Raw genomic sequence first — 15,766 nt, forward strand, 5'->3', positions numbered from 1 at the left:
GCGGGGGTGTAGCACGGCAGTCATGCAGGGCAAGAAGAGCGCGGACATCCTCCGACCAAAGGCGAACCCATGACGGCCGGTTGGATCGGAACCGGCAAGGTCCGGGCGCGCGAGGACGGGCAGGCGGTCGAGATCGTCATTGAGGGCCTGACTACTCAGGCCAAATACTACAAGCCGCTGGTCTATGAGTTCATGCGCAAGGAATGGGCGTCACGGCCGTCCTGGGGCGATCATGTCGTTGAAATCCGCATGGAGCATGTCGGCGAGCCGCCCTGGATGGACCTCGACAACCTGGCCAAGGCGCTGCTGGATTCCATCAAGGGCTATCTGTTCCACGACGACAGCCAGGTCGCCCGCCTGCTGGTTGAGCGCCATGAAGGCGAGCGGGAGCGGATCACGATCCGATCCTATCCCCGGAAGGCCTGAACCTCAGGGTCGGCAGCAATAGTTGCATAGTGGCCCCGATCGCGGTCTGGGGCTCGGACGCGGGCGTCAGGCCCTCGGCCTGTTCGCGGGCGGCGACGCAGCCGGTTGTGGCGCGGGACAGGGCGATGAAGTCCGGCGCAGTCTTCAGGCTCTCCAGCACGCATTCATCGAAATAGGGATAGGTCGCATCGGCAGCGCAGCCGAACGAAGACCGGTCGCGGCGGGCGGCGGTCATCACCATGCGATTGGGCGCCTTCAATCCATCGACGAAGATTCCGGAGAAGCAGGCTGACAGCACGACCACCGTCGGGCGGTCGCCGCAGATCCTGCGCAGAACCGGAATCAGGCGTTCCGGCTCCAGGGTGGCCTCTGGACCGAAGACCAGGCCTTCGGGGGAGCCGTGCGAGGTGACGTAGAACAGGCAGCCGCGGCGCGCCCGTTGCGCCGCCTCGGCGAAACGACGCAGGCTGTCTTCCGCCTCGACGGGGTTGGGGACATCGGGTCGCAGGCTGACGCTGATCATGGCGTCAGGGTCGAAGCCGGCGCGCTGGAAACCGGTCGTCAGGTCGCGCTGAGCGTTGTCGAAGGCGGCGATGGGACGCCCGTCACTGTCGCGCCAGTCGGCGGCGATCACCGCCGAGGCCCAGCCATCGAAACGGCTTTGGGCATGAGCCGCGCAGCCCAGGACCGTAAGGCCCAGCACCGAGAGCGCCGCTATGAAACGAAACATCGCATATCCTTCCGCCCTAGGCTGCTGGCGGAGCTTATCGCGAGCTTGCGAGGAGGGAAGGGCTACTTCTTCCGGAACTGGTCCAGCGATACGACTTTAGGGCCGTCCGAGCCGGGCGTCGGATCCTCGGGCGGCGTTGTCTCTTCGACCGCTTCGACAATCTCGGGCTCGTCGAACTGCAGCAGGAACTGGACGCTGGGGTCATAGAAGCGGGTGACGGCCGAATAGGGCATGGCCAGGGTGCGCGGCACGCCGCCGAACCGCAGCTTGACCGAGAAGCGATCAGCCTCGACCTGCAGGTCCTCATACTGGTGTTGCAGCACCACCGTCATCTCGTCCGGGTATTTGGCCAGCATGTCCGGCGGAATGCTGACGCCGGCGGCCCGGGTCTTGAAGGTGATGTAGAAATGGTGGGCGCCGGGCAGGCCTTCGGCCAGAACATGATCGAGGGCAGAACGGATCACGCCGCGCAGCGCTTCATGCGCCAGCCGCTCGTACTGCATCTCGTCGACCGGAGGGGCCTGGTCGGTCATCGTCACCTCGCAATTGAGCGCGACTGATAGCGGCGCAGGCGCGCGCGCGAAAGATGCGAATGAGGTAAACGCACAGGATGTGACGGATTAAGCGCCGGGATTCTGTTGCCAGGCTCCCGACAGGCCCCGCCCAAGGATCTGAACCCCTAGGACTTAAGATTCGAAATCACCCGAACCGCATTACGCGGCGAGAGCGACTTCTCCAGCGAAGTTATCGTTCGCAGTTAGAAAATGGCCCGATACGGTGGGCCAGGACGAGCGAAAGCAATCCTCTTTACACGTCCGTCGATGCTAGTCGGCCCCATGACGCCTCCGCCGATAACGCGGGGAAGAGAATGGTGGAGCCGCCGGGAATCGCACCCGGGTCCGGTCCGCTTATTACAAGCGCGTTTATCGCTATAGTCCGGCCGAAACCGGACAAGGCTAATATAGGCGTTGCGCGGACGCTTTCCAAGCGTCGCGTGCGCTTCAGACCCGCATCCAGTCCGGGGTCTGGTTCCTGAACCAGGTCAGTTGGCGTTTGGCGTAGTTCCGGGTCGCCTGTTTCAAAGCATCGATTGCTTCATCCCCGCCGATCTCTCCGGCCAGATAGGCCGCCAGTTCGCGCACCCCGACCGCCTTCATGGCGGGCAGAGCCGGGGAGAGGCCTCGCGCGATCAGTGCGCGAACCTCGTCGAGCGCGCCGTTCTCCATCATCAGATCCACACGCCGGTCGCAGTTGGCGTAGAGGGCGCCACGGTCGGGTTCGATGACAAGCCCTGTCCACGACCCAGGCGCAAGCAGCGGGCGTGTATCCGCCTTCCAGTCGCTCAAGGCGCGCCCGCTGGCCGAATGGACGCTCATGGCCCGGATCAGCCGTTGGCGGTCGCCTTGTTCTATCGTCCGGGCGGCCTCGGCGTCGCGTTCGGCCAGACGGGCGCGGAACCCGGCTTCGCCCCATGCGGCATAGTCCGCCTCCGCCGCGTCGCGGACGCTCTGCGGGACCGGGGGAATATCCGCCAGCCCACGCGTCAGAGCGTTGAAATACAGGCCGGTGCCGCCGACGAGAATCGCCGGCCGGCCTTCGGCGTGCGCGGCGTCCAACAGATCCAGGGCGGCCCGGCTCCATTTGCCGACAGACCAGGTCTCCGCCGCGTCGGCGACGCCGTACAGGCGGTGGTCGGCCTGCGCCTCCTCCTCTGGCGACGGGCGGGCGCTCAGGATGCGGAGGTCGGCGTAAAGCTGTTGGCTGTCCGCGTTGATGATCACGGCCGCGGTCTCGCGCGCCATCTTCAACGCCAGGGCCGACTTGCCCGAGGCGGTGGGGCCGGCGATCAGGGTGACTAATGGCGGCTGGGACAAATCGAGGCTCGCGGGCGGCATCCATGGGCGATAGAACACGCCCCTTATCGCCTGCAAGTCTTGTGGAGACCGTCTTGGTCGAACGTTCCGCCGTCATCGCCGCCCTAGACGCCGTCACTGACCCGGTTTCCGGCCAGGGGCTGATCGCCTCCGGCCTCGTTCAAGGGTTGGTGGTCGCCGATGACCGGGCCGGTTTTGCGCTGGAGGTCGATCGCAGTCTGGTCGCAACCTATGCCCCGGTCCGGGACGCCGCCGAGGCGGCGCTGAAGGCCCTGCCCGGTATGAACCGGGTGTCGGTGATCCTGACGGCCGAGGCTAAACCGGGGCTCAGCAAGCCGGCAGCGCGCACCGCCGGTCTTTCGAAGGCTGCGGTCGATCAGGGACGCGCCAAGGCGCCGGTCGCCACTGACCGACCGGCCCATGTTCGTCGTGTTCTGGCGGTCGCCAGCGGCAAGGGCGGAGTGGGCAAGTCCACGGTGGCGGTGAATCTGGCCGCAGCCCTGGCGGCGCGCGGCCTGTCAGTCGGGATCTTGGACGCCGATGTCTATGGCCCGTCGTTGCCGACCATGCTGGGGATCAGCGGCCAGCCCGCCTATGAGGACGGCGCTATTGTTCCGCATGTCGCCCATGACATGAAGGCCATGTCGGTCGGCCTGCTGACCAAGATGGACGACGCCATGATCTGGCGCGGGCCGATGGCGTCGCAGGCCATTACTCAGATGTTGACCCAAACCCGGTGGGGCACGGCCGAGGCGCCGCTGGACGTGCTGGTGGTTGATCTGCCCCCCGGCACCGGCGACGTGCAACTGACCCTGATCCAGAAAACTCCGCTGGACGGCGCCGTCATCGTCTCGACGCCGCAGGAAGTGGCACTGGCGGATGCGCGGCGGGCGCATACGCTGTTCCAACGGGTCAATGTGCCGACCCTCGGCCTGATCGAGAACATGACCGGCCCGGTTTTCGGACAAGGCGGAGCCAAGACGGAGGCGGACCGTCTGTCCATTCCCTTCCTGGGTGACCTGCCGTTGGACGCCGCGCTGCGCGAAGGCGGCGATGCGGGCTTACCGGTGGTGGCGGCCGATCCGTCTGGCGAAATCGCCGTCCGGTTCGCCGCGATCGCCGATCAGGTGGCGGTCGCCCTGGGGCTGTAGAAACTTCACGGCTGGGGGTTTTCAAACGCAACTCTATTCGCCACCTTGGGTCTTACCGATACCCAAGGAGATCCGATGAGCGTCGACGCCCTGTTTCGCCCCTTCACCATCAAGGGGCTGACCCTGCCCAATCGCATCGTCATGGCGCCCATGACGCGATCCTTCTCGCCCAACGGAATCCCGACCTCAGACGTCGCTGGCTATTATCGTCGCAGGGCGGAAGGCGGCGTGGGGCTGATCGTCACCGAGGGCACGGTGGTGGAGCGGCCTGCCGCGCGTAACGACGCCAATGTCCCGGTCTTCCACGGCGACGCTCTGCCGCAATGGAAGACGGTGGTGGACGAGGTCCACGCCGCCGGTGGGCTGATCGCGCCTCAGATCTGGCATGTCGGCTCCGCGCGTGGCCAGGGCGAGGACTGGGCGCCGCTGGGCAAGGTCGACAGCCCCTCGGGCCTGACAGCGCCGGGCAAGGCCAAGTATGAGCCGATGTCCGAAGAAGACGTCGCCGACACGATCGCCGCCTTCGGGCGGTCGGCGCGCGCGGCGCGGGAGCTGGGCTTCGACGCCGTCGAAATCCACGGCGCCCACGGCTATCTGATCGACCAGTTCTTCTGGGGCGGGGTCAATGTGCGTGAGGATCGCTGGGGCGGCCCGACCATCGCTGATCGCGCCCGGTTCGGCGCCGAGGTGATCAAGGCGGTGCGTGAAGGCGTCGGCGACGACATCCCCGTCATCCTGCGCCTGTCGCAATGGAAGCAGCAGGATTTCGCGGCCCGCATCGCTGAAACACCCGACCAGATGGTCGAATGGCTGACGCCGCTGTCAGACGCCGGGGTGGATGTCTTCCACTGCTCGCAGCGCCGCTTCTGGGAGCCGGAGTTTGAGGGTTCGGACCTGAATTTCGCCGGATGGACCAAGAAACTGATGAACAAGCCGACCATCACTGTCGGCTCGGTCGGCCTGGACGGCGAGTTCATCGCGGCCTTCGGCGGCGAGGGTTCCAAACCCGCCTCGCTGGACGGCCTAGTGCGCAGACTGGAGAATGAAGAGTTCGATCTGGTTGCGGTCGGCCGCGCCCTACTGGCCGACCCGCATTGGGTGCAGAAAATCCGCGACGGCCGATCTGACGAACTGCGCAACTTCGAACGCGCAGACCTGATGACCCTGTCCTGACCTGAGACGTCGAGCCGGTTCAGGCCGGCTCGACGATCACGCCCGTGCCGTAGCACAGCACCTCGGTCACGCCGGGCATGATCTCGGTGGCGTCGTAGCGAACGGCCAGTATGGCGTTGGCGCCGTGGGCCTCGGCGTGTTTGACCAGTTCGTCATAGGCTTCCTGACGCCCGGCCTCGGCCAGCTTCACATAGGCCCCGACCCGGCCGCCCAGCATCGACTGGACCCCGCCGATGGCGTCGGAGATGGCGTTGCGCGAGCGCACCGTCACGCCGCGCACCAGGCCGATATGGCGGGTGACGCGGAAACCGGGCAGGTCGTTGGTGGTCGTGACGTACATCGACTTCTCCTAGCGGCGTTCCAGCACTCGGAAGGTGAAGGCGTGATCGTCCTTCTCGCCTGCCGGATGCGATTCCGACGATACCTCGACCCAGGCCGTCTCGTCGAATGCCGGGAAGACCGCGTCGCCGTCTGGAGAGGCGTCGACCTCGGTGATGTAGAGGCGTTTGGCGCGCGGCAGGACGGCTTCGAACACTGCGGTGCCGCCGATGATGCAGATTTCGTCCACGCCGTCCTCTTCGGCCGTTTCGCGCCCGATCTCTATGGCCTCGTCCAGAGTGGCGCAGACCAGGGCGCCCTTGGACATGCCGTCGGCCTCATAGGACTCGTCCTTGGTCAGCACCAGGTTCAGGCGGCCGGGCAGGGGCTTCAGCGGCAGGCTCTCCCAGGTCTTGCGGCCCATCAGGCAGGGCTTGCCCACGGTGATGGACTTGAACCGCTGAAGGTCCGAACGAAGCCGCCAGGGCAGATCGCCGTCGCGGCCGATGACGCCGTTGCGTCCGCGCGCGACGACCAGGGAAATCAGGGGAATGGTCATGCTTTTGGCTCCAGCCATTTGAGCCATTTGCGCCGCATGGCCGTCTCCAGGTCAACGCCTGCGCCCGCGCAATAGATCAGCAGCATGCCCAGAACGTCGGCCGCTTCGTCACCCAAGGCGTCAGCGTCGGGCGTTCCGCGCGCCCGTCCGGATAGACGCAGATGCTCGGCCGTCAGTTCGCCCAGCTCTTCCTGGAGCTTCAGCAGCGCCCAGTCGCGGTCGCGGTCGATCTGGTGTTCGGCGGCGTAGATGTCTGAAATGCGCAGGACGGCGGCCTGCAGCGACTTGAGGTCCATCAAACGGCCACTGCGGCCTTGATGTGCGGCCAGGCTTCGTAACCCTCAAGCGTGAAGTCCGACAGTTCGAAGGCGAACAGGTCGGTCTTGGGCGCGATGCGCATGACCGGCAAAGGCAGGGGCTCGCGCGTCAGCTGGAGTTCGGTCTGTTCCAGGTGGTTCAGATACAGGTGGGCGTCGCCGAAAGTATGAATGAAGTCGCCGGGCTCCAGCCCGACCACCTGGGCCAGCATCAGGGTCAGCAGGGCGTAGGAGGCGATGTTGAACGGCACGCCGAGGAAGACGTCGGCGCTGCGCTGATACAGCTGGCAGCTCAGTTTTCCGTCCGCGACAAAGAACTGGAACAGGCAGTGGCAAGGCGGCAGGGCCATGTCATCGACGTCGGCCGGGTTCCATGCGGTGACGATGTGGCGGCGGCTGTTCGGGTTGGTCTTCAGGCCGTGAACCAGCTTCTCGATCTGGTCGATGACCCGGCCGTCAGGCGCAGTCCAGGACCGCCACTGCTTGCCATACACCGGGCCCAGTTCGCCCTCGGCGTCGGCCCATTCATCCCAGATGCGGACGCCGTTGTCCTTCAGCCAGCCGATATTGGTCTCGCCGCGCAGAAACCACAGCAGTTCGACGATGATCGAACGCAGGTGCAGCTTCTTGGTCGTCAGGACCGGGAAACCCTTGGACAGGTCAAACCGCATCTGACGGCCGAAAACGCCCAGGGTGCCGGTGCCGGTGCGGTCGTCGCGTCGCACGCCATTGTCCAGGATGTCGCGCAGCAGGTTGAGGTACTGCCATTCCGGATGGTCAGGGGCGGCCGCGGCGGTCCGAGCCTGAAGTTCGACGGTGGCGACCTGAGCGTTCATGTCGAGAGCTTGCCTCAGATTGGGTGATTCGAAACGCGGAACCCGCAGCGGCGGGGACGGCGTCCACAGAAAACGAATCGGTGACGCCTTCGATGGGCGCCGTCAGGCCTCCAGCAGGGGAAGCAGCAGGGGGTGGGCGAGGACGGGCGCCGCCAGACGCACCACCGCCTGGGGATCCTCCAGCCGAACCGCCGCCGTGGCGTCGGCGATGATGAAGTCGGCGTGGGTGCGCGAGGGCTCGGTCAGGCGTTCGTGACCGGGCCGCACGGTGGCGAGATACTGGGTCACGACTGAGTCCGCCGAGCGCCCGCGTTCGGACTGGTCGCGCAGCAGGCGGCGGATGAAGCGGATGTCAGAGGGCGTGTCGACGAAGACCCGGATGTCGAACAGGGCCGTCAAGTCGGCGGTGCAGAGCACATGGGTCCCCTCGACGATCACCACCTCGGCCGCCGGGATCGGTTCGCCGCCCGGTTCGCGTCCGTGGTGGATGAAGGAATAGAGGGGCGCGGTCACCGAACGACCGGCCTTGAGTTCCTTCAGGTCTGTGATCATCAGATCATGGTCGCGGGCGGCGACATCGTCGAAATCGAAGGTCGCAGCGTCGAAACCGGGCAGGCTGGCGGCGTCCCTGTAGTAGGAGTCTTCGCGCACCAGCACCGCCTTGCCCTCAGGCAGGGCCGAGACGAGCGCCTCCGCCAGGGTGCTCTTGCCGGAGCCGGAGCCCCCCGTGATCGCGATCAATATGGCCATGGGCCGCCTTCTAGGGCGCCGGGCGTCTCAGCGCCACGGGAGACGATCCGTCGCGCGAGGATGACGTTGCGTTACGTTGCTTATCGCTGATCACCGATGATAGCGTCTGTTCAAGCGTCGCAGCCAAGCAGACGCACCAAGGGACAAGGAAGACGCACCATGCTGGGCTTGATGCAGGACTGGCCGTTGACGGTCGACAAGATCATCGACCATGCGAAGAACTGGCATGGGGACCGCGAGGTGGTCACGCGCTCGGTCGAGGGCCCCATCGTTCGTACGACCTACGGCCAAATCCACGACCGCGCCAAGCGGGTGTCCAACGCTCTGAAGGCGTGGGGCATACAGCCGGGCGACCGGGTCGCCACCCTGGCTTGGAATACGGATCGGCATATCGAGACCTGGTATGGCGTCATGGGCATGGGGGCGGTCTGCCACACCTTGAATCCGCGCCTTTTCCCGGAACAGCTCGTCTATATCATCAACCACGCCGAGGACCGGGTCATTTTCACTGACCTGACCTTCGTGCCGTTGCTGGAAGCCATCCTGCCGCATATCCCCAAGGTCGAGCGCGTCATCATCATGACCGACGACGCCCATATGCCGCAAACGCCGTTGCCGCGTGCGGAATCCTATGAACGGATCGTGGCGGAGCAGTCGGCGGATGTCGTCTGGGGCGCCTTCGACGAGAACACCGCCTGCGGCCTCTGCTACACCTCGGGCACGACGGGCAATCCGAAGGGGGTGCTGTACTCGCACCGGTCCAACTTCCTGCACACCTTCATGGCGCTCCAGTCCTCGGTGGTCGGTGGCAAGACCAGCGACGTCATCCTGCCGGTGGTGCCGATGTTCCACGCCAACGCCTGGGGCATCGCCTTCGTCGGCCCCGCATCGGGTTGCAAGCTGGTGATGCCGGGCGCCCGGATGGACGGCGAGGCCCTTTATGAACTGCTGGAAACCGAAGGCGTCACCTTCTCCGCCGCCGTGCCGACGGTCTGGCAGGGGCTGCTGGCCCATATGCGGCAGAACGGGCTGAAGCTCTCCACCGTCAACCGGGTGCTGATCGGAGGGTCTGCTGTGCCCGAAAGCCTGATCCGCGCCTTCCATGACGACTATGGGATCGAGGTGCTTCAGGGCTGGGGCATGACCGAGACCTCGCCCATCGGCACCCTGTCGAACATGACGCCCGAGACTGCGGCCCTGCCGTTCGAGGCGCAACTGAAATACCGCACCAAACAAGGGACGCCGCCGCTGGGGATCGAGTTGACGCTCAAGGACGACGCCGGCCGTGAACTGCCGCATGACGGCGCAACCTTCGGTCATCTCATGGTCAAGGGCCCGACGGTGGCCCGGGGCTATTTCCGTGAGGAGGGCTCGATCCTGGATGCCGGCGGCTTCTTCGACACCGGGGACGTGGCGACGGTGGACGAACTGGGCTTCATGCAGATCACCGACCGATCCAAGGACGTGATCAAGTCCGGCGGCGAGTGGATCAGCTCCATCGAGATCGAGAACATCGCCGTGGGCCACCCCAAGGTCGAACTGGCCGCCGTGATCGGCGCCGCCCACGCCAAATGGGATGAACGCCCGGTTCTTCTGGTCAAGCTGAAGGACGGCGAGACGCTGGACAAGCAGGAGCATCTCGACTTCCTGCACGGCAAGATCGCCAAATGGTGGATGCCGGACGACGTCGTGGCCGTGGGCGAGATTCCGCTGGGCGCCACGGGCAAGATCGACAAGAAGCTTCTGCGCGAGCGGATGAAGGACTACCGTCTGCCCGACATCCAGCCCGTCTGATCCCATGGAGCGCCGATGCCGTCGACCAAGCCTCTTCCCGCGCTGATCCCCTGGTTGACCGCCCTGACGGCGGCGCCGCTGGTTCTGGTGGTGGCGGCGATGGCTGCGACCCTGTTCGGCGGGGTGGATCGGGCGATCACCTATGATCTGCTGACCTGGACGGTGGGGCGGGGACTGGCCTGGGTTGGGGGTGTCGCTGCTCTGATCGTGGCGGTTCTGACGCTCGGGGATTTGAGGCGGCGTTGGATTTACGCCGCGATCGCCATGGTTCTGGCCGGCGCCACCCTGGGCGTCTTTCTGGATCAAGGCCGGCGCCTGGCCGAACAATCGCCCCGAGACATCAGCACCCATGTGGCCGAACCCCCGACCTATAGGCGTCTGGCGGCTCTGCATCCTGACGCCTCGGGAGTTACGGGGGCGGAAACCTGCTCTGCCGCGCGCTCGATCCCGACGCAGGTTCTGGCGCAACAGGCCGTCTCGGCCCTGGTGGACGCCGGATTCCCCGTGGTGAGGGCCTCCACCTTCGAGGTGGAAGGGGTTCATGAAGGCGCTTGGTACGGTTTCGCTTATGACGCCGTGATTCGAATCCGGCCCGGTCGTACCGACATCCGAGTCGCCGCGCGCGACCCGCGACCTGATGGTGGCGCGACCTGTCGCCTGATGGGCAAAATCGTTGCTGCGCTAGAAGAGAATATCCGTTAGGCGGGACGAAAATCGGCGTTGAGTCCAGGTTCGCCGGCGATCGTCGCCGCGCCGTCTTCCACCAACTTGATCAAGTGAGCCAAGACTGACAGCGACGCCGCCGGCCAAAGCCGTTGGTCCACTGCCGCATAGAGGGCCGGGACCATCTGTGCTGCTGTGCGGTCGCCGGCCATAAGCCGTTCCACCACCTGGGCCTCCCGCTCCAGTCGGTGCGCCCGATAGGCGGCCAGGAAGGGCGCCGGAGCTGTCACGGGTGCACCGTGCGTCGGCCATAGAGTTGCGAAGTCCCGGGCAATCACCGCGTCCAGGCTGGCCATATAGTCCCGCATGTTCCCGTCCGGCGGCGCGACGACGCTGGTCGCCCACCCCATGACGTGATCGCCGCTGAACAAGGCGTTTTCCTCTTTCAGAGCGAACGCCATGTGGTTCGAGGCGTGACCGGGGGTGAAGATCGCCTCCATCGTCCAGTCGTCCCCTTCGATCAACTCGCCGCCGGTGAGTACGACGTCGGGCGCGAACCCAGTGTCCTCGTCTTCGTCCAAGGCGCCTGAGGCGTGGGTCTCGCGCGCCGGTGGTCGCGCCGCCAAGATCTTAGCGCCGGTTCGTTCGGCGAAGGGGCGGGCGAGAGGGACGTGATCGCGGTGTGTGTGGGTCACCAGAACATGGCTGACCGTCCGGCCTTCGACAGCCGCCAGCAAGGCGCTCAGATGCGAATCATCGAGTGGTCCGGGGTCGATCACCGCGACAGTTGCTCCTGTCTGCGGTCCCCCCACGATGTAGGTCCCCGTTCCGGTGAAGGTGAAGGGGCCCGGATTTTCAGCGATCACCCGCTGTACGAGCGGGGAGACTTGGTCTTGGCGTCCATAGGCGAAGTCGAAATCACGCACGAAAGGAATCACGGTCGATTGCTCCGAAGCTGGCTCGGGCCTTGCCTTAACGTCCCGGTAACCTCTGTGGGAGCGCCGGTCATGGCCCGTTCTATCGCCTTCGCTGTCTCAAATCGGCTCCAGCCCGTCGCCGCCGCCTTTATCTGTCTCATGGCGGCGCAACTGGTCACCGCCTCCTGCACACCGGAGCCGGCGCCGTATGCAAGTCGAGTGGCAATCCAGCGCTGATCCACTACTGCCGTCGAACGCGAACCGCGCGACTGCTTCCGACCGTCAGCATATAGCTGCCGAGAGACGCCCGGCGGACACGCACAGCCTCTCCCGCACGGTTTCTGAAGCGGACGTCGTCAGAGTCGATCTGCCGCCACTCCGATCCGTCCGCCAATCTGAAGATCCATTTGCCCTCGCCGGAATGGGCGGCGGAGGACAGTGTTGTTTCGACCGCTTCGAGAACCGGTTCCGCCGCCACATTTGGTCGGCCGGCGAACGGATTGGCGATCTCAAATCCGAAGAGTTGGCGGTTCGTCTCACGAACCTGTGCTCGATCAAGCACCACCACTTCACCCGCTCGTTCGGCGGCGTCAAAGGCGGCCACGGCTCGATCAAAACAGGCGAGACGCTCTGCGTCCGCCGTGATGGAGCGGCATCCAGCGATCTCGCTAAGACTTCCCGCGCGGCCCAATTCCTGATTTTCGGCGGCTGCGGCATTGCCAGTCAACCAGACTGGGGTCGTCAAAATCACCAAAAAAGCCCCAATTGAACGCATTTTTAAACCTCAAATCGCGGCCGTGTTGAATGACGATTTCGACAGGCGCATGCCGTTCAACGGATTCTGCATTCTCTCACCGGCCGTGTCCATGGCGTGGCTGATTTGCGACAGTCCTGCCACAATGGGGTTGCGGATATGCAATTCTCATGGCGGTTCGGCGAAAGGCGGGTCAACACTGGGTTGTTCGTGTCGTGTTGGAAACGATGAGACACGAGGAATTATGTATTCGCGCCCGTGGGGCCGATGCGACCTGAAACCTTGGAGGGGTATCAACGTGAGAGCACAGAACCAGCGTAGGCGTCTTCTGGCGTCCACCATGATCGCGGGCTTCGCCGCTATCGGAATGGCGGCCCCAGCGATGGCGCAATCGACTGAGGAAGAGAGCGCCACGGTTTCCGAGATCGTCGTCACGGGTTCGCGCATTCGTCAGGCGAACCTGGTCACGACCAGCCCTGTGACCCAGGTCACCGCAGAAGACGTCCGTGAGTCGGGTGTCAGCCGCGTTGAAGATCTGGTCACCCAACTGCCTCAGGCTTTCGCGGCCCAAAACTCGACCGTCTCCAACGGCGCCTCGGGCACCGCGACGGTTTCGCTGCGCAACCTCGGCTCGACCCGCACCCTGGTCCTGATTGACGGCAAGCGGATGCCATATGGTTCGCCGCTGGATGCCGCAGCCGACCTCAACCAGATCCCGGCCCAGTTGGTCGAGCGTGTTGAAGTGCTGACCGGCGGCGCCTCCGCCGTCTATGGTTCGGACGCGATCGCCGGCGTCGTCAACTTCATCATGAAGAAGGACTTCGAAGGCCTCGAAATTACGGCTCAGTATGGCCAGTACCTGCACCACAACGATTACGATGGGCCCGGCAACCTTCGCTCAGTGATCGAGGGACGCGCCGCCACCAACCCGGCGCAGTTCCAACTGCCCGATGATGACGTTCAGACCGGCTTCAGCCGCGAGATCACCGCCATCATGGGCGTGAGCTCGCCTGACGGTAAGGGCAACATCACGGCCTATGCGGGCTATCGTAAGAACAACAAGGTGCTCGGGCGCGACTATGATTACGCGTCGTGCTCGCTCGGTGGGCAAAACGCGGCGGGCGACAGCTTCACCTGCGGCGGTTCCGGCACGTCTTATCCGGGCCAGTTCACTGATTTCGCAAACTACGCCTACACGCTGGACGCCAACAATGATTTCGTCCCGTACGTGGGCTCGCGCGACGCCTATAACTTCGGCCCGCTGAACTACTATCAACGCCCCGACGAGCGTTACAACCTGGGCGCCTTTGCGCACTATCAGGTCAACGACAAGATCGAGGCCTTCGCCCAGCTGATGTTCAACGACTATCAGTCGGTGGCTCAGATCGCGCCCTCGGGCAACTTCGGCAACACCGCCACGATTAACTGCGACAACCCGCTGCTGTCGACCCAACAGCGGGGTCTGATCTGCGAAAGCGATCTGGTCGCCGACATCATCGACGATCCGGACACCACAGACAACGAGGTCCAGGACTTCATCGATGGCGTGATCGCCGGCGGCGGCACGTCGGCAGATGCCCTGGATCAGATCGCCGCGGCAGCCGGCGTGCAATCCTGTACTGCAGCCGGAGCCGATCTGATCGATCCTTGCCCGCTGTATATCCTGCGACGCAACGTCGAAGGCGGCGGTCGTCAATCGCACCTGAACTACGAATCCTATCGCGGCGTCATCGGTATTCGTGGCGAGCTGGACGCGGCCTGGAGCTATGAGGTTTCGGCCCAGTACTCCAAGGTCCGGTTGGCCCAGATCTATCGCAACGAGTTCTCGGTCGCCCGTCTGACCCGAGCCCTGGACGTCGTCACCGATCCGAGCTCGGGCGCTCCCGTTTGCGCGTCCGTCCTGGACGGCACGGACCCGAACTGCGTCCCCTACAACCTCTTCCGTCGCGATGGCGTGACCCAGGAGGCCCTGGATTATGTGCAGGTGCCGCTGGTCATGTCCGGCTACACCGAACAGCAGGTTGTAACGGCTTCGATCACCGGCGATCTGACCGACAAGGGTCTGGTTTCGCCTTGGGCGGAAAGCGGCCTGAAGCTGGCCCTGGGCATGGAGTACCGTCGTGACGCCCTGGATCTGGTCACCGACGTAACCTACTCGACCGGCGACGGCGCGGGTCAAGGCGGCGCCACCATCGGCCTCGGCGGAGCGAACTCGACCTACGACCTGTTCGGCGAATTCCAACTGCCGATCGTCGAAGGCCTGCCCTTCGCCGAATCCATTACGGTGGACGGCGCCTATCGCGCCTCCGACTATGCGCAGGGCGGCAAGACCGACACCTGGAAGCTGGGCCTCGACTATGCCCCCGTTTCGGACATCCGGTTCCGCGCCAGCTATCAACAGGCGACGCGTGCGCCGAACGTGATCGATCTGTTCACCGCACAGGGCTTCAACCTGTTCGACCTGGATGACGATCCCTGCGACTTCACCGACCCGAATGAAGACGGCACCGCCTCGTCGAGCGCCTGTATCGGTTCGAACCCCTGGCAGGTCACCTCCGCTCAAGCGAACAACGGCTTCCTGACCAGCCCCGCCGGCCAGTACAACTATCTGCAAGGCGGCAACCCCGACCTGAACCCGGAAGACTCCGAAACCACGACCTTCGGCATCGTGTTCACGCCCAGCTTCCTGCCGGGCTTCAACATGTCGGTCGACTATTTCGACATCGAGATCACCAACCTGATCTCGTCGATCGGCGCCGCCAACACCCTGGACGCCTGCTACACGGGCGGTCTGCAACAAGCGTGCGAAGCGATCCAGCGGAACGCCAACGGCTCCCTGTGGTCCGGCGACGGCGTGGTGGTCGATCTGAACACCAACATCGGTGGTCTGAAGACCTCGGGCGTCGATATCAACGCCGGCTACAACCTCGACCTGGCCGATTTCGGCGCGGCCAGCTTCGGCACGCTCGGCTTCGCCTTCACCGGCACCTGGCTGGAAAGCCTGGAAACCGACACCGGCCTGGGCTTCGCCAACTCGGTGTTCGATTGCGCTGGCAAGTTCGGCAACACCTGCGCCGCCAACGGCATCGCCGCCTCGCCCGAATGGCGTCACCGCGCCTCGGTGTCCTGGGGTACGCCGTGGGATGGGGTCAATCTGGGCGCGACGTGGCGGTATATCGGCGAAGTCGAGATCGACTCCGGCGTCACCACCCGCCTCGACAGCACTCTGGAGGACCAGCACTACCTCGACCTGAACGGCTCGTGGCAGCTGCGCGACAACGTCACCCTGCGTGGCGGCGTGAACAATGTGCTCGATAACGATCCGCCGCTGTCCTACTCGGTCGGCACGACGGGCAACAACAACACCTATCCGCAAGTCTATGATGCGATGGGCCGTTACGCCTTCATCAGCGTGACCGCGAGCTTCTAAGCCCGCATCTTCGCTACTAGGGTTGGGCGGCGGACCTTCGGGTTCGCCGCCCTTCTTTTTTGTGCGCCGTAGAA

General features: G+C 64.7%; 16 protein-coding genes and 1 other RNA gene. 7 read left to right on the top strand and 10 right to left on the bottom strand.

What is annotated here, in order from left to right; genetic code table 11:
• Positions 1-69 precede the first annotated feature (69 nt).
• Positions 70-426 carry a RusA family crossover junction endodeoxyribonuclease gene (locus PKE72_RS13880; protein ID WP_271165975.1) on the top strand — a complete coding sequence of 119 codons (357 nt, stop codon included), beginning with the start codon at positions 70-72 and terminating at the stop codon, positions 424-426.
• On the opposite strand, the gene PKE72_RS13885 is transcribed toward PKE72_RS13880, so the two are convergent.
• From PKE72_RS13885 to miaA, 4 genes are all read right to left on the bottom strand, one after another.
• A complete protein-coding gene (locus PKE72_RS13885) occupies positions 395-1,156 on the bottom strand; it encodes a C13 family peptidase (protein WP_271165976.1) in 762 nt (253 codons plus the stop codon). The two genes, PKE72_RS13880 and PKE72_RS13885, sit on opposite strands and share 32 nt — an antisense overlap.
• Before the next feature lie 62 nt (positions 1,157-1,218).
• Entirely contained in the window at positions 1,219-1,689 is a 471-nt protein-coding gene (locus tag PKE72_RS13890) for an SspB family protein (RefSeq protein WP_271165977.1), read from the bottom strand.
• A gap of 90 nt (positions 1,690-1,779) precedes the next feature.
• Positions 1,780-2,147: a transfer-messenger RNA gene (ssrA, locus tag PKE72_RS13895) on the bottom strand.
• Between the two features lie 10 nt (positions 2,148-2,157).
• Positions 2,158-3,030 carry a tRNA (adenosine(37)-N6)-dimethylallyltransferase MiaA gene (gene miaA / locus PKE72_RS13900; protein ID WP_373878102.1) on the bottom strand — a complete coding sequence of 291 codons (873 nt, stop codon included), beginning with the start codon at positions 3,028-3,030 and terminating at the stop codon, positions 2,158-2,160.
• A 74-nt stretch (positions 3,031-3,104) separates the two neighbouring features.
• On the opposite strand from miaA, the gene PKE72_RS13905 reads away from it, so the two are divergent.
• Both PKE72_RS13905 and PKE72_RS13910 read left to right on the top strand, forming a co-directional pair.
• Positions 3,105-4,181, top strand: coding sequence for an Mrp/NBP35 family ATP-binding protein (locus PKE72_RS13905; RefSeq protein WP_271165978.1), 1,077 nt, complete (start codon positions 3,105-3,107; stop codon positions 4,179-4,181).
• 75 nt (positions 4,182-4,256) lie between these two features.
• Positions 4,257-5,354, top strand: a complete 1,098-nt coding sequence (locus tag PKE72_RS13910; RefSeq protein ID WP_271165979.1) for an NADH:flavin oxidoreductase — start codon at positions 4,257-4,259, stop codon at positions 5,352-5,354.
• 19 nt (positions 5,355-5,373) lie between these two features.
• Here the strand turns inward: PKE72_RS13910 and PKE72_RS13915 are convergent, their stop codons facing one another.
• The 5 genes from PKE72_RS13915 to udk form a co-directional block, all read right to left on the bottom strand.
• Positions 5,374-5,694 carry a YbjQ family protein gene (locus PKE72_RS13915; RefSeq protein ID WP_159851431.1) on the bottom strand — a complete coding sequence of 107 codons (321 nt, stop codon included), beginning with the start codon at positions 5,692-5,694 and terminating at the stop codon, positions 5,374-5,376.
• A gap of 9 nt (positions 5,695-5,703) precedes the next feature.
• Positions 5,704-6,231, bottom strand: coding sequence for a dihydrofolate reductase (locus PKE72_RS13920; protein ID WP_271165980.1), 528 nt, complete (start codon positions 6,229-6,231; stop codon positions 5,704-5,706).
• On the bottom strand, positions 6,228-6,527 hold the full coding sequence (locus tag PKE72_RS13925; RefSeq protein ID WP_271165981.1) for a nucleoside triphosphate pyrophosphohydrolase family protein: 300 nt from the start codon (positions 6,525-6,527) through the stop codon (positions 6,228-6,230). The genes PKE72_RS13920 and PKE72_RS13925 overlap by 4 nt, the downstream gene beginning before the upstream one ends.
• Positions 6,527-7,384 carry a thymidylate synthase gene (locus PKE72_RS13930; protein ID WP_271165982.1) on the bottom strand — a complete coding sequence of 286 codons (858 nt, stop codon included), beginning with the start codon at positions 7,382-7,384 and terminating at the stop codon, positions 6,527-6,529. Before PKE72_RS13930 ends, PKE72_RS13925 begins: the two co-directional genes overlap by 1 nt.
• A 102-nt stretch (positions 7,385-7,486) precedes the next feature.
• Complete coding sequence (gene udk / locus PKE72_RS13935) at positions 7,487-8,134, bottom strand: uridine kinase (protein ID WP_373878103.1); 648 nt, start codon at positions 8,132-8,134, stop codon at positions 7,487-7,489.
• Between the two features lie 159 nt (positions 8,135-8,293).
• Between udk and PKE72_RS13940 the strand changes: the two genes are divergently transcribed.
• On the top strand, positions 8,294-9,928 hold the full coding sequence (locus tag PKE72_RS13940) for a long-chain-fatty-acid--CoA ligase (RefSeq protein ID WP_271165983.1): 1,635 nt from the start codon (positions 8,294-8,296) through the stop codon (positions 9,926-9,928).
• 15 nt (positions 9,929-9,943) lie between these two features.
• Complete coding sequence (locus tag PKE72_RS13945; protein ID WP_271165984.1) at positions 9,944-10,630, top strand: DUF1499 domain-containing protein; 687 nt, start codon at positions 9,944-9,946, stop codon at positions 10,628-10,630.
• Here PKE72_RS13945 and PKE72_RS13950 read toward each other — a convergent pair.
• Complete coding sequence (locus PKE72_RS13950) at positions 10,627-11,529, bottom strand: MBL fold metallo-hydrolase (protein ID WP_271165985.1); 903 nt, start codon at positions 11,527-11,529, stop codon at positions 10,627-10,629. The two genes, PKE72_RS13945 and PKE72_RS13950, sit on opposite strands and share 4 nt — an antisense overlap.
• A 187-nt stretch (positions 11,530-11,716) precedes the next feature.
• Here PKE72_RS13950 and PKE72_RS13955 point away from each other — a divergent pair, with 187 nt between their 5' ends.
• Together PKE72_RS13955 and PKE72_RS13960 are read left to right on the top strand one after the other, a co-directional pair.
• Complete coding sequence (locus PKE72_RS13955; RefSeq protein WP_271165986.1) at positions 11,717-12,277, top strand: hypothetical protein; 561 nt, start codon at positions 11,717-11,719, stop codon at positions 12,275-12,277.
• 283 nt (positions 12,278-12,560) lie between these two features.
• Positions 12,561-15,692: a TonB-dependent receptor plug domain-containing protein gene (locus PKE72_RS13960; RefSeq protein ID WP_271165987.1), complete on the top strand. Its 3,132-nt coding sequence runs from the start codon at positions 12,561-12,563 to the stop codon at positions 15,690-15,692.
• Positions 15,693-15,766: the final 74 nt, after the last annotated feature.

Source organism: Brevundimonas intermedia, assembly GCF_027922165.1.
Lineage (GTDB): Bacteria > Pseudomonadota > Alphaproteobacteria > Caulobacterales > Caulobacteraceae > Brevundimonas > Brevundimonas intermedia.